The sequence below is a fragment of the Streptomyces sp. NPDC096012 genome (assembly GCF_040426375.1).
GTDB lineage: Bacteria > Actinomycetota > Actinomycetes > Streptomycetales > Streptomycetaceae > Streptomyces.
The window spans coordinates 37,513-51,410 of the sequence record NZ_JBEOTD010000004.1; the positions used below are offsets into that span (position 1 = coordinate 37,513).

Annotated in this window: 11 protein-coding genes and 1 riboswitch; of the genes, 7 read left to right on the plus strand and 4 right to left on the minus strand. The window is 72.0% G+C overall.

Features of this window, described 5'->3' with window-relative positions; genetic code table 11:
• The first annotated feature begins 576 nt into the window (after positions 1-576).
• The 7 genes from ABVB68_RS06020 to ABVB68_RS06050 all read left to right on the plus strand — a co-directional run bounded on the left by ABVB68_RS06020 (position 577) and on the right by ABVB68_RS06050 (position 8,309).
• A complete protein-coding gene (locus ABVB68_RS06020) occupies positions 577-846 on the plus strand; it encodes an acyl carrier protein (RefSeq protein WP_353599807.1) in 270 nt (89 codons plus the stop codon).
• Positions 836-2,059 (plus strand): beta-ketoacyl-[acyl-carrier-protein] synthase family protein, encoded by a 1,224-nt coding sequence (locus ABVB68_RS06025; RefSeq protein ID WP_353599808.1) that lies wholly within the window; start codon positions 836-838, stop codon positions 2,057-2,059. Before ABVB68_RS06020 ends, ABVB68_RS06025 begins: the two co-directional genes overlap by 11 nt.
• Before the next feature lie 47 nt (positions 2,060-2,106).
• Positions 2,107-4,218 carry an MMPL family transporter gene (locus ABVB68_RS06030; RefSeq protein WP_353599809.1) on the plus strand — a complete coding sequence of 704 codons (2,112 nt, stop codon included), beginning with the start codon at positions 2,107-2,109 and terminating at the stop codon, positions 4,216-4,218.
• A gap of 5 nt (positions 4,219-4,223) precedes the next feature.
• On the plus strand, positions 4,224-5,336 hold the full coding sequence (locus ABVB68_RS06035) for a type III polyketide synthase (protein WP_353599810.1): 1,113 nt from the start codon (positions 4,224-4,226) through the stop codon (positions 5,334-5,336).
• Between the two features lie 55 nt (positions 5,337-5,391).
• The gene (locus ABVB68_RS06040; protein WP_353599811.1) at positions 5,392-6,324 is read left to right on the plus strand and encodes an acyl-ACP desaturase; all 933 of its coding nucleotides are present in this window, start codon (positions 5,392-5,394) and stop codon (positions 6,322-6,324) included.
• Positions 6,325-6,365: 41 nt separating this feature from the next.
• Entirely contained in the window at positions 6,366-6,995 is a 630-nt protein-coding gene (locus ABVB68_RS06045; protein WP_353599812.1) for an isoprenylcysteine carboxyl methyltransferase family protein, read from the plus strand.
• 285 nt (positions 6,996-7,280) lie between these two features.
• Positions 7,281-8,309 (plus strand): Strvi_7410 family MBL fold metallo-hydrolase, encoded by a 1,029-nt coding sequence (locus ABVB68_RS06050; RefSeq protein WP_353599813.1) that lies wholly within the window; start codon positions 7,281-7,283, stop codon positions 8,307-8,309.
• A gap of 320 nt (positions 8,310-8,629) precedes the next feature.
• Here ABVB68_RS06050 and ABVB68_RS06055 read toward each other — a convergent pair whose 3' ends face one another.
• The 4 genes from ABVB68_RS06055 to ABVB68_RS06070 are packed head-to-tail and all read right to left on the minus strand — an operon-like array spanning position 8,630 to position 12,991.
• Positions 8,630-10,078 carry an FAD-dependent oxidoreductase gene (locus ABVB68_RS06055; RefSeq protein ID WP_353599814.1) on the minus strand — a complete coding sequence of 483 codons (1,449 nt, stop codon included), beginning with the start codon at positions 10,076-10,078 and terminating at the stop codon, positions 8,630-8,632.
• A gap of 15 nt (positions 10,079-10,093) precedes the next feature.
• Complete coding sequence (locus tag ABVB68_RS06060) at positions 10,094-11,275, minus strand: MAB_1171c family putative transporter (RefSeq protein WP_353599815.1); 1,182 nt, start codon at positions 11,273-11,275, stop codon at positions 10,094-10,096.
• A 16-nt stretch (positions 11,276-11,291) separates the two neighbouring features.
• Positions 11,292-12,443, minus strand: a complete 1,152-nt coding sequence (locus ABVB68_RS06065; RefSeq protein WP_353599816.1) for a DUF6545 domain-containing protein — start codon at positions 12,441-12,443, stop codon at positions 11,292-11,294.
• Positions 12,440-12,991: a toxin gene (locus ABVB68_RS06070; protein WP_503006023.1), complete on the minus strand. Its 552-nt coding sequence runs from the start codon at positions 12,989-12,991 to the stop codon at positions 12,440-12,442. Before ABVB68_RS06070 ends, ABVB68_RS06065 begins: the two co-directional genes overlap by 4 nt.
• A 676-nt stretch (positions 12,992-13,667) precedes the next feature.
• Positions 13,668-13,823, plus strand: a riboswitch (cobalamin riboswitch).
• Positions 13,824-13,898: the final 75 nt, after the last annotated feature.

A 13,898-nucleotide genomic window follows, 5' to 3' on the forward strand; every position in this document is an offset into this window, starting at 1 on the left:
GGATCGGCGGCAGGTGCCACCAGGTGCACCCTGCGTGGCCGCTTAGATGATCGCCGAGAGCACTGCCCGAGCCTCAGCTCTTCGCCGGCCCCGGCCCTGTGGACGTACTGGAGGTGCCGGAACAACCTGCTGAAACATCCCCCACAGCCCATCGGCTACGAGACGCTCCGTTGTTCCCATCCCAGTGACAACGAACGACCACCGTCCGAGACTCGGAGTTGAAGTCCGCGTTTCTGCTGCTCGGGCGTGGGAGCGATGGTCCCGTGGAGTCGAAGACGAAACGCCTGGTTGCGCACGGCCGGCCGGCGCCAAGCGCCTCACGACCACGCAATCGGGGCTCCCGCTCGGCGCCCGCCCCTCAAGATCGGCAAGACGACGGCTTCGCATGAACACCAACGAGTGACAGACCGTTCCCTAGACCCCTCGTCGATGTTTACACGGTGACGCACAGTGAACAGGCGACGGGCAGGACAGGGGAGGCTTGAGACGCAAGCCTCCCGCGCGCGTGGCCTTCGAACGGATGAACGCGGGCAGCGCCGCAGGGCCTCTCGCAGCGAGGAAACAGGAGACCCAGGCATGACGCAGGTGGCGGAAGGCGCGGCGGAGTCGGCCCTTCCCGAGGAGTTGGTGGCCCTGCTGATCGGCCACCTCGATGTGCGGGCGGATGCCGGTGAGTTCTCCGGCAGGACGACGTTCGAGAGTCTCGGCCTGGACTCGCTGTCGCTGATGGAGTTGGTGGTGGCGGCGGAGGAGGAGTACGGGATCGTCCTGCCCGAGAACGCCCTGGACCTGCGCCCGTCTTCGACCCTGGGCGACGCGGCTCGGGCGTTCGAGCATGCGCGCTGAGATCGCGGTCACCGGGCTGGGGCTGGTGACTCCGGCCGGGCATACGGCGGAGGCGAACTGGGCGGCTTTGTGCCAGGGGCGCTCGCTGGCCACGACGGATTCCGACCTGGCGGGACTGCCGGTCGACTTCTCTTGCCGGGTGACGGACTTCGACGCCGAGACGGAGCTCGGCCGGGCGTCGGCGCGGCGCGTGGACCGCTTCATCCAGTTCGCCCTCGTCGCCGCCCGGCGGGCCGTCGCGGACGCGGGCCTCGATCGTCGTACCTGGGAAGCGGAGCGGGTCGGTGTCGTGCTGGGCGTGGGATCGAACAGTTTGAGTACGTACGTCACCGAGTTCGGTCACCTCGGCGCCGGGCGGACGGAGCGGGTCTCGCCACTCGCGCTCCCGCGCAGCGTTCCGAGCATGGCCGCGGGTGAGGTCGCCATCGACCTGGGCGTGCGCGGCCCCAACTTCACCACCGCCAGCGCCTGCGCGTCGGGCGCCACTGCGATCGGAGTGGCCCGGGACCTGCTGCGGTCCGGTACCTGTGACATCGTGCTCGCGGGCGGCAGTGAGTCGGCTCGCTCGCGCATGACGGCCACGTGCTTCACGCGGATGCGGGCGCTGTCCCGGCGCAGGGCCGAACCGGACCTGGCCAGCCGGCCGTTCGACGCGCGACGTGACGGCTTCGTCCTGGGCGAGGGTGCCGGCATCCTCGTCCTCGAACGCGCCTGCGCGGCTCGGGCCCGCCGGGCTCCCGTCCTGGCGCTGCTGCGGGGTTACGGTGCCGGCGCCGATGCGCACCATCCCATCGCCCCGCACCCGCAGGGCGACGGCGCGGTCCGCGCCATCCACGCCGCTCTCGCGGACGCCGGGTGCGGGCCGGGGAACGTCGGCCTCGTCAACGCGCACGGTACCTCCACCCCGCTGAACGACGCGGCCGAGGCACGAGCCCTCGTCCGCGTCTTCGGTGACGACGGGCCGCCGGTCACCGCGTCCAAAGGCGTGATCGGGCACGCGCTGGGGGCGGCCGGGGCGATCCAGGCGGCGTACACGGTTCTCGCGCTGCGCCGTGCGGCCGTCCCGCCGGTGGCGAACTTCGATGGCCAGGACGGGGACCACAAGCTGAACATCGTCGCCGGACGTCCCCGCCCCACACGCGGCGACGCGGGAATCAGTTGCTCCTTCGGCTTCGGCGGCCAGAACGCCGTTCTGCTGTTCACGGCTTCCTAGTGGGAGCCGGACGAAGCGCGGGTCGGATGCAGGACGGAGGCACACGGATGGATGCGGTGCGGCGCCGGGCCTGGCGGGTGGTGGTGAGTGCCCTGCTGGCGGCGGTGTGCGCGGGGGTGCTGACCCCGGTCGCCCTCTCGGCACTGAGCACGGGCGGCGCAGTCGCGACGGACACGGAGGCGACGCGCGCCAGACGGCAGGCAGAGCGGCTCGGCGTGCCCTCACCCGATCTGCTCCTGGCCGTTTCACGGCGCACCGGCGAACGCGAGGCCCGCGTCCGGGACGGCACCACAGCGGTGATCGAGAAGCTGGCTGGGCGGCGCGACGTCAAGACCGTGTGGTCGGCACAGACCACCGGTGACACGTGGCTGCGCTCCAGGGACGGACGGACCCAGCTGATCGCCGTACGGCTGAAGGGGACGGACAAGGAACGTAAACGGGTGGCGCCCGATGTGGTGGCGGCGGCCCGCTCGGCCGCCCCGGGGATGCGGACGGAGCCCAGCGGCGAGGTGTGGGCCGACCGGGAGATCGACGAGACCGTCGAGCGCGATCTGAGCCGGGCCGAACTGCTGGCCGCGCCGGTCCTCTTCGTCGTCCTGGTCTTCGCCTACGGGTCCATGGTGTCCGCGCTGCTGCCCGTGGTCGTGGCTGCGCTGGCCATCGGCTGCACCATCCCGGTCCTGGGCCTGCTGGCGCAGGTGGCGGACGTTTCACGGGTCGCGGTGAACGCCGCCTCGGCGATCGGTTTCGGCCTGGCCGTCGACTACAGCCTCTTCCTGCTGGCCCGCGTACGGGAGGAGACCTCGCGGGGCGCGGACCTGCACACGGCGCTGGCGGCCGCCCGCCGCTCCAGCGGCCGTTCGGTCGCGTTCTCCGCCGCCGCCGTCACCGTATGCCTCGCCGGCGCCTTGCTGGTTCCGGTGCCGATGCTGCGCGCACTGTCCCTGGCGGGCATGATCGTCACCGTGCTCGCGGCGTTGGTCGCCCTGACCGTGCTGCCCGCCTGTCTGCTGCTGCTCGGCCCCCGGGCCCAGGTTTGGGACCCGCTGGCGCGGTGGCGGCGTGCCCATAGCGGGGACGGGAGCCGCTTCTGGCATCGCACGACGTCCACGGTCACCGCACGGCCCCTCCTGACGGGCGGCCTGGCGGTCCTGTTGCTGGCCCTGCTGGCCCTGCCCTTCACCCACGCACGGCTCGGCATCGTGGACGAACGCACGCTGCCTTCGTCGGCTCCGGCTGCCGCCGCGGCCGAGCGTGTACGCGCCGAGTTCACCGCGCCACCGGAGCGGCTCCTCACCGTGGTCGTCACCGGACCGCGGGCGACGGACGGCGCACCCGCTTACGGCGACCGACTCGCCCGTGTCCCGGGTATCACCGGTGTCCGCGTGGTGCGTGCGGCTCCGTCCGGTGAGGCGGTCGTGCTACTGGCGGCCACGTCCGCCGCCCCCGGCACGCCGGAGGCAGACGTCGTGGTGCGCAAGGTACGGCAGACCCCCGCCCCGGGAAGCGTGGCGGTGGGCGGGCGAGCCGCGGACGCCGTCGACACGGCGGACGCCGTCCTCGGCGCCCTCCCGTGGTGCCTGTTTCTGCTGGCCGCGGGGCTCCTGGCCCTCCTCAGCGCCTTCACCCGTACCCTGGTCGCCCCCCTGAAGGCTTTGATCGTGGCCGCCGCCAGCCTCGGGGCGAGCCTCGGCGCGCTCGTCGTTCTCTTCCAGGACGGCCACGGCAGCTCGGTACTCGGCCACTTCACGGCGACGGGAACGCTGGACGCCTCGACGCTGCTGTTCGTCCTGTTCATCGCGCTCGCCCTGTCGGTGGACTACGAGGTCTTCCTGCTCGGCCGTATCCGGGAGGAGTACGACCGCTGCGGAGACAGCCGCACCTCGATCATCGAGGGCGTCGCCCGCACCGGCCGGCTGATGACGTCCGCTGCGGCGGCCGTGGCGATTTCGACCGCGGCCATGGCCACCTCCCACGTCGCCCTGCTCAAGTTCATCGGCATCGGCGTCGCGCTCGGCGCGCTCGTGGACGCCGTCCTGGTGCGGGGAGTTCTGGTGCCCGCCGTCATGGCGGCCCTCGGTCCGGCGAATTGGTGGGCTCCGGCCCGCATCAGGCCTCCGTTGTTGCTCACCACCCCTGTGAAGAAAGGCGGAAGCTGATGTCGATGCGTCAGGCGACACATGACCGCACCCGGCAGTCGGGGGCCGCCGGCCCACAGGTGGCGGCGATCCAGACGGCCTTCCCCCCGTATCGCTACCGGCAGGAGGAGATCCTGGCCGCCCTGGCCCGCACAACGCTGCGGGAGTCCGAAATGGGCGCACTGGTCCTCCGTAAGATCCAGGCCAACTCGGGTGTGGAGACCCGCTCGCTGTCCCTGCCGTTGGACAAGCTCGTCGATCTCGCCCGCCGGGAGGACTTCACCGAGCAGAACCGCGTCTGGCTCGACACCGCCATGGACCTGGGCGAACGGGCGCTGATCGGCGCGCTGCGCACCGCAGGCGTCCGGCCGGAGGAGGTCGACGCGGTGATCAGCACCACCGTCACCGGGCTGGCCGTGCCATCGCTGGAGGCTCGGCTCGCCCGCCGGATCGGGCTACGGCTGGACGTCAAACGCATCCCTCTGTTCGGCAACGGCTGCGCCGGCGGCGCCGCAGGTTTGGCCCGGCTCCATGACTACCTCCTGGCCCACCCCGACCAAGTGGCCGTCCTGCTCGCCGTGGAACTGTGCACACTGGCGTACCAGCTCAAGGACGGCTCCGTGGCGAACATCGTCGCCGGCAGCCTCTTCGGGGACGGCGCGGCCGCCGTCGTCGCCTTCGGAGCTCAGCGGGACGGCCGCCCCGCCGGGCCTGCGCTGGTGGACACGCACAGCCTGCTCGTCCCCGGCACCGAGGACGTCCTAGGCTGGGACATCGGCTCCCACGGCTTCCGGATCCTGCTGTCGCCCGAGGTCCCGACGCTCACAGAGAAGCACCTGCCCACGGCCGTCCAAGGGCTCCTCGCGCGGCACGCACTGTCGCCGCACCAGATCGCGAGCTGGATCATCCACGGTGGCGGACCCAAGGTCTTCACCGCTGTACAGCAGGCCCTGAACCTGCAGCCTGGCGCCTTGGAGCTCACCCGGCGCTCCGTGGCCGAGCGGGGCAACCTCTCGTCCGTCTCCGTGCTGGACATCCTGCACGCGGCCATGGAGACACCACCCCCCGCGGACACACCAGGCCTGGTCGCCGCCATGGGGCCGGGGTTCGCCATCGAATTGGTCCTCCTCCGCTGGTAGGGGCCACCCGCCACCGAAACCCGCCGACCGCATGACAAGAAAGGCGACACGGACCGTGCCCGCCATCCCCGCAGACGTACGCATCCTGATCGACCTCGAACCGGTGGTCACCGACGCTCTCGACACGCACTTCCGGACTACCGTCGACTGGTACCCGCACCAGTACGTCCCCTGGAGCCAGGGCCGTGACTACGACGGTCCCCTGGAAGGGGAGCCATGGGACCCCTCCCAGCGGAAACTGAAGGCGGCCGCTCGGGACGGCCTCCTCTACAGTCTGCTCACCGAGGAGAACCTGCCCAGTTACCACCGGGTGATCGGGGAGATGCTGTCACTCGACGGCCCTTGGGGTGTCTGGGTCAATCGATGGACCGTGGAGGAGGCCAGACACGGCACCGCCATCCGCGACTACCTCGTGGTCACCCGCAGTGCCGATCCGGTGCTTTTGGAGGACGCTCGCGCCACGCACGTGCAGCACGGCTACGAGATCGACTACCGCGGCGACCTCATCGCCTCCCTGGTCTACGTCACCATCCAGGAACTCGGCACCCGCGTCAGCTACCAGGGAATCCGCCGGCTGTGCGACGAACCGGTGTGCGGGGCTCTGATGCAGCGCATCGCCCACGACGAGAACCGGCACATGCTCTTCTACCGGACCACCCTCCAGGCGTGTATGCGAATGCACCCCGACCGAACGCTCCAGGCTGTGGCCAAAGTCCTCAGCACATTCCGTCCCCCCGGCCACGCCGCACCCGGCTTCGGCCGGCTGATCAGCTCCATGGCCAGGTCGGGCATCCTCTCACCGGAGACCTACCACAAGGACATCGCCCTTCCCTTCGTCCGCATGCTCGGCGCCCTCGAGACCACCGGACTCACACCGGTCGGACAGCGCGCCCAGGAGGAGATCGCCGCGCACATGGAGACATCAGCGGACCGTGCGGGCAGATACCGCACCCTGGCCGAACGGCTCAACCGACTCGCGACCGCTTAAGCCAAGGATTCCGCCGCCGGGAGCGAGAAGGACGGTCCGACATGTCCCTGGGCTGCGTAACGATCCCCGTAAGTCTGTTCGTTCTCGTGACCGCAGTGGCCGTCGTGCGCCTGGTCGAACTGACAACCGCCCGTCGCAACGCGCGATGGGCCGTCGACCGCGGCGGCCTCGAGTACGGGCAACGCCACCACCCCGTCATGATCGCCCTTCATGTCTGCCTGCTCGTCGGGACCGTTGCAGAGGTCGCCCTCACCGGACGCGCCTTCGTCCCTTCGATCGGCTGGCCGGCGCTCGCCGTCCTCATGCTCGTGCAGGCAGGCCGAGCATGGTGCATGAGGGCGCTCGGCCCCCGATGGAACACCCGCGTCATCGTCGTGCCCGGGCTACCACCGGTCACCAGCGGGCCATACCGTTGGATGCGGCACCCCAACTACCTCATCGTCCTGTTCGAAGGCATCGCCCTGCCCCTCGTCCATACCGCATGGATCACCGCCGTGCTCTTCACCATCGCCAACACGCCCTGGCTCGCCGTCCGCGTCCGCACGGAGAACGCGGTGCTGTGGCCTCAGGTGGGACCAGCGGCGCGGGGCGGTTCGGGGAGCCGTTCGCCGACCTCGTCGACGGAACCCCGCTGTTCGCGCTGCGCGTCGCCTCCCCGCACATCGTCGTGAGCCTCGATCGGCGAGGCCCCCGCGCGTGGACCAGTGGGATGCCGTCGGCCACTGCGCGCAGGCCGAACCGAGGACGCGCAAGTCGGGGCACGGGTCTTGGTCCGTCCGGCAGTGGACCAGCGTCGACCAGCGGCTACCAGGCAGTGCGCACATCAACGCAGGTCAGCCCAACGCCCCACGGAGAAAGTCGACTTGAGCGGCAACTGAAACCAGTTCTAGTTATAGTGGGCAATGGGCGAGGCCGAGGGCCGTGGGGTGTGGGTGGCGGTGAGGGGTGGAGGGCCGATGGCGGAGACGTTCGATCACGGTGGGGGCGTGCGGTCCGTCCGGGTTCCCATTCCGGACAATCCCCTGGGCCACACCCTGGTGTACGTCGTGGACACCGATCGCGGACCGGTGCTGATCGACACGGGGTGGGACGATCCCGCCTCCTGGGACGCGCTCACGGCGGGTCTGGTGGCCTGCGGTACGACGGTGGCGGAGGTGTACGGGGTCGTCGTCACGCACCACCACCCGGACCACCACGGCCTGTCGGCGCGGGTGCGCGAGGCCTCCGGCGCCTGGGTGGCGATGCACGCGGCCGACGCGGCGATCGTGCGGCGGGCGCGGGAGACCCGACCGGAGCACTGGTACGCGTACATGGCGGCCAAGCTGACCGCGGCGGGGGCGCCCGCCGAGCACGTCGCCCCGCTGCGCGCCGCCCGGGGCCGCCGCGCCCTGCCCGGCCTCTCCCCCGCCCTCCCTGACCGGGAGATCCTCCCCGGCGAGCTGCTCGACCTGCCCGGCCGCCGGCTGCGCGCCGTCTGGACGCCGGGCCACACCCCGGGCCACGTCTGCCTGCACCTGGAGGAGACGCATCCGGCGCAACCGCGGGGCACGGGCCGCCTGTTCAGCGGCGACCACGTGCTGCCGGAGATCACCCCGCACATCGGTCTGTACGAGGATCCCGACGACGCCACCGTGACCGATCCGCTCGGTGACTACCTCGACTCACTGGAGCGGGTGGGCCGGCTCGCCCCCGCCGAGGTGCTCCCCGCCCACCAGTACCCCTTCACCGACGCGGCCGCGCGGGTGCGGGAGCTGCTCGGCCATCACGAGGACCGGCTGGCCGGGCTGCTCACCCTGCTCCGCGAGCCCCTCACCCCCTGGCAGCTCGCCGAGCGCATGGAGTGGAACCGCCCCTGGGCCGACATCCCCTACGGCTCCCGCAACATCGCCGTCTCCGAGGCCGAGGCCCATCTGCGCCGCCTGGTGAAGCAGGGCCGGGCGGAACCGGTGCCCGGGAGCGAGCCGGTGACGTACGTGGCGGTGTGAACCCGCCAACGACGGCCTGCAGTCGAGAAGAAGGCGATGTGGCGGGGTGAATGAACCCCCCGACCACAGACACCGGCCACGACGAAACTCACGTGACGACGAGACCACACCCAGCCCAGCCGACCAGCCACGACGAAGCCGGCTGACGGCGTGACCGCCTGACCGCGTAACGGCGTAACGGCGTAACGGCGAGACCACGCCCACCCCAGCCGACCAGCCACTACGAAGCCGACGTGACGGCATGACCGCGTGACCGCGTGACGGCATGACGGCGTGACCGCCTGACCCCGCAACGGCGTAACCCCATACCCGCGCCCGCCTCAGTCGACCGTCGCGAGGAACGCTCGTTCCGTGCTGGTCAGTGGCGGTCCCGGCAGCGGGGGCAGCAGGGGGCCGGTGAGTGCGGCCAGGACGGCGTCCGGGCGCAGCAGGCGGGTCGGGCCCGTGCGCAGGGTGGTGATGTCCCACAGGACGGACGCCGCCGTGTAGGAACCGGTGGCCGCGCTCGTCAGGCGGCGCGCATACCTCGCGGTGAGCCGGTCGGCGACGGTCGGCGTGCCGCCTTCGACGCCCGGATACAGCACGTCCGTACTGACGGCCGTGGTCCAGGCCGCCTCGACGGACCGGGCCATCGCACGCTGGACGCCGCGGGCCAGTCCGGGCGTGTCGATGCCGCGCCGGCCGAGCGCCTCGGCCAGCGCCCCGGCCCCGATCGCCGCGACCGACATGCCCTGCCCGTAGAGCGGGTTGAAGGTGGCCGCGGCGTCGCCGAGGGCGACGAAACCGTCGGGCCAGACCCGGGCCTTCTCCAGGTACCGGCGCGCGTTGCTGGTGCTGCGGCTGGTGAAGACCGGGGTGAGCGGCTCGGCGCCGGCGATGAGCCGGCCCACCAGCGGGCTGGGCAGGCCGAGGGCGTACCGGAGGAAGGCGTCGGGGTCCTTCGGGGGCTCGCTGCCGCGCATCCCGCCGAGGCTGACCATCCACTGGTCGCTCTCGATGGGCACGATCATGCCGCTGCGCCCGGGCCGGCCGCTGTACGGGTCGGGCTGGACCAGGGTGAGGGGCCAGTCCCGCGCGCCGGGCGGTGTGCGGTAGACGCGGGTGGCGTTGGCCAGACCGCAGTCGACGTTCTTCTCGCCGATGTCGTGGATCCCGAGAGCCGCGAGCCACGGCACCACCCGGGTTCCCCGGCCACTGGCGTCCACCACCCAGTCGGCGTCGAGTTCGCCGTGCCGGCCGTCGGCGGACAGGCGGACGCCGTGGCCCGTCACGAAGCGGGGGTCGAAGCCGGCGTTCGTACCGGCCTCGAGGCGTACGCCGAGAACCCGCCGCGAACCGCCGAGCAGCCCGGTGACCTGGGCCCGGTGGATCTCCACGTTGCCGTGGCTGCGCAGCACCGCACGGCGCACGCCCCAGTCCAGCAGGGGCCTGCTGCAGCTGATGGTGACGAAGGTGTGGTGCCGCCAGCGGCGGAACCAGCCCGCCGGGGTCAGGGCCAGCATGCCGGAACTCAGCGCGACTTCCCTGGCGCCCGCGGCCAGCAGGTGCTTGCGCAGCTCCGCCTGGGGCAGCAACCGCTCGATCGCCTCCAGGCCACCGGGCATGAGCAGGTGGGCGTGGTGGCCCTGGGGGACACCCCGGCGGTGCCCGGGTGTGTCGGGCAGCTCGTCGCGGTCGAGCACGACCACGTGATCGACGGCCCGCGACAATGCCGCGGCGGCGAGCATGCCGGCCGGACCGGCACCGATGACAACGGCTCTGGGCGACATCACGGCTCTCTTCCTTCAGCTGCGGGCGGCTCTCGCCGCGCCCTCGCGAGCTGCTCTGACGACGGGTGACTTGGCCAACGCACGTGATAATTGGACCAGTTCACCGGTGTCCGAGAACACAGTGGTGTGCAGGCGGGAGGTTCCGGCCGGCTCGGGGCACAGGGACGGGTGGGGCTGCCGGGCCTGGTGCGCGGCGTCGACGACCATGGCGGCGGCCGCCACGAAGTGGGCTTCGCCGGGTGCGCTTCCCTGGGTTCGGGCCTGCCGGTACGCCGTCTCCCGGACCCGGCCGTCGCAGTGGGACTGCAGCACGAGCAGGGCGTCGAGGATGCGCACCTCGCGGTAGTACAGCCGGCCGCGGGGCAGTTGCCAGCGCGGGGGCGCGGGCTTGGGAGCGGTGGGGACCTTGCGCAGTTCGGCCCAGAGCGGGGACAGTGCCCGGTAGTCCCAGATGCTGTGCCACTGGTCCAGGGCCGCGGGCAGGAGCCGGGGAAGCGCGAAACCCGCGCTGAAGATCAGGGCGGCCAGGGCGGATGCCGGCGGAGCGAGGTCGGTGGAGAGCCGGTCCAGGTCGTGCGCCGTCCACCTGGCGACGACCGCCGCGGCCTTCGCGCACTCGAAACCGATCATGTCGATCACCAGCCCCGTCATGATGAGCCGCAGGCCCACCCGCAGGATGCCGGTCACCTCCCGCGACCACCTCAGGCACACCCACGACGTGATCAGCACGCAGGCGCCGTGCCCGAAGAGGTACAGGACGATCATCTCGCGCATGTACGGCGTGTTGGCGTAGTAGGTGTCGAGATCCCGGAGCCGCTCGACCGGCGCGCTCGCCAGGGTGAACAGCGTGATGATGGCGGCGATCAGCACGCTGTACAGGATGGCGACCCCCACGACCCAGCGCCGGACCTGCCCGGCGGGGCCACCGCGCCAGTTGATCAGCAGGATCAGCAGGGAGGCGCTGTACGCGGAGATGACGCTGTAGGTCATCGGGGCACCGAAGTTGGGCGTGCCGGTGATCCCGTTGACCGCGGCCAGGGTGACGGGGGCCGAGCAGAAGAAGCAGAGTCCGCCGAGGAAGATCGAGACGCAGGTGGAGGCGGTGAGGGGATCGCGCAGGGCGGCACGCGGCCTGCGGAAGAGGAGCAGGGCGGTCATGGCGAACAGACACGCCGCCGAGTACACGACAAGGCTCATGGGTCGGTAGCTCCGTTCAGCACATGGCCAGGGCACGTTCGCCGCGGCTCTCGGCCAGCGCGTCGGCGATGCGGAGGAGAGCCGGGAGGTCGGGGCGTTCCGGTAGCGGCACCGGTTCACCGGCGACCGCGAGGCGGGGCCGGCCGCCGGTCACGGTCCGGGCCGCGTCGGTGATGGCCCGGGCCCAGGCGGCGGCCTCCGCCTGGCGCCGGTCGCCCGTCGTGCGCAGCCGGTCGGCGTACGCCTGCCGGTACAGCCCCTCGTCGAAGTACCGCTCGAGGTAGTGCAGTCCGTTGTAGATGGTGCTCTGCCGCCAGGTCAGCCAGCGGCTGGGCGAGGGCCACAAGGGGCGCGGCACGCTCAGGTACTCGCGCCGCAGCAGCTCGACCAGCTCCTGCTCCAGCGGGCCGAGGCGCGTGTAGGCCCGCCAGCACCGCGCGCGGGCCGCCAGGAAGGGCCCGATCAGCGGGGTCACGGTGCCCACGGCGGTGAGCACCGCCCCCAGACCGGCGCAGGCCGGCGAGAGCGTCGTACCGAGGGCGGACCAGTCGCGGCCGAACCAGCGGGCGACCACGGCGACGAGTTTCGAGGCGCTGTACCCCGCACCGATGACGGTCCCGGCGCCCATGGTCAGGAGTCCCGCCCGCAGGGCGCCGCGCAGCTGCCGGGCCCAGGTGAGCGACCGGTACGCGGTGAACACGACGGAGGTGAAGTGCCCGACCAGGTACAGCACGATCATCTCGGCGACGTACGGCGTGCCGGCGTAGTAGGTGTCGAAGTCCGTCCGGCGCTCCACCGAGGTGTCGCCCAGGGCGAACAGGATCGCGATGCAGCCGAGGACGCCCGCGTATCCGAGGACCCAGCGCCGGACGGCGCGGGCGGTGCCCGGCCCCCCGCGCCAGCTCACGACGAGGACGAGGGAGGAGGCGCCGTAGGCGGTCACGGCCGCGTAGGTAAGGGGGGCGGCGAGGTTGGGCACGCCGCTGACGTCGTTGATGAAGCCGACCGTGTGCGGGGCGCCGAAGAGGAAGCACAGCGAGGCGAAGGCCAGGACGCTGCTGATGGCCAGCAGGAACGGGTCGCGCCAGCTGCGGACGAGGTCCGGCGCCTTGGCCAGCAGCCCGAGCCAGAGCAGCCCGCAGCTGGCGTAGTTGATGAGGTCACTCACCGCCCGGCCCCGCGGTAGTTGAGGGCCGCACCGATGCGTCCCGCGAGGTCGTCGTTGTAGGCGGTCTGCGCCGCGTACACGGAGTCGGGTGCCGCTTTCAGCCACGGCCGCAGTCGGTCGCCGATCAGCATGCCGAACAGATCGGCCCGCTGCTCCGCGGCTTCGTGGAACCGGGTGCGGGCGGCGGCCGGGGTGGCGCCGGCGCCGGCGGCGGTGGGGATCGCGTCCATGGCGTGCGCGGCCGGATGGGACGGGTCGTCGTCGGCCATGTGCCACAACTCGTGGCCGAGGATGACCAGTTTCATCCAGGGCGGGGCATCCGCCTCGATGACGATGTCGTCGCGTGTGCCGCGGTCGATCCACAGCCCGGTGGCGGAGGTGTGCGGCGGGAAGTTGGACAGGTGGACGACGATGGGGCGGCCGCGCCACCGGGACGCCGACTCCACCAGGGCGGCCAGCAGATCGCCGGGGTCCGCGGGGATCGGGACCCTGAGGGGATCGATGAGCGCGTCGGCGAACCGGCGCATCTTCCGGGTTGTGCGCACCATTCCCCCGAGGGCCTTCGGCTGACGTGGAAGGAGCGGCGGTGTGGTCGGCGTGCCGCTGCCCGACGCGACCGGAGGGTCACGCCTGATCGCCAATATGCCAACTCCCCGTCCCTTCGGCCACCTTCGGCATCGGCGCACGCACGGGAGGAAAGGGACGTTCGACGGAAACGGGGTGCGGCGGTCCCCGAGGGGTGACCGAAAGCCGTACCCGGGTCCGGGGCGCCGCTCCCTCGCCGGCACCACGCAGGCGGTGCCGGCGTCGGCGGGTGCGGGTGCGGGTGCGGGTGCGGGTGCGGGTGCGGGTGCGGGTGTGGACTCTCTGATGCTCACGATGCGGGCGGTGTCCCACCGTCGGCTGGCGGGTGTGGGACTCCCTGATGCTCACCGTGCGGGCGGTGTCCCACCGTCGGCGGGCAGGACTGGGCCCTCTCGTGCACACCGCGCGGGCCGTGCCCCACCGTCGGCGGACGGGTCTGGTCCCTCTCGTGCACACCGTGCGGGCCGTGCCCCACCGTCGGCGGACGGGTCTGGTCCCTCTCGTGCGCACCGTGCGCGCGGTGTCCTCCGGCGGGGCGGGAGCGGGCGCTCCGACCCCGCCGCGCGGGGCGGGTGCGGGCGCTGCGACCCCGCCGCGCGGGCAGTGACCCCCGTCACCGGCGGGGTGTGCCCACGGCCACTGGTCGGGGCTGGTGGGGGTGCCGGTAAGGTGGCGGGGTCGTCATCACACTCGTACGGGGGGAAGCCGGTGCAATTCCGGCGCTGACCCGCAACCGTGAGCCGTACCGGATCCGTTCCGGGCGGTGAGCCGGACCGCCCCGACGAGACGTTGACCGGCTCACGTGCGCCGGCGGTCCGCCGCGCACGGCACCGTCGAGGTTTACGGAGCCGAGCCGCCCGGGGTCTTCCG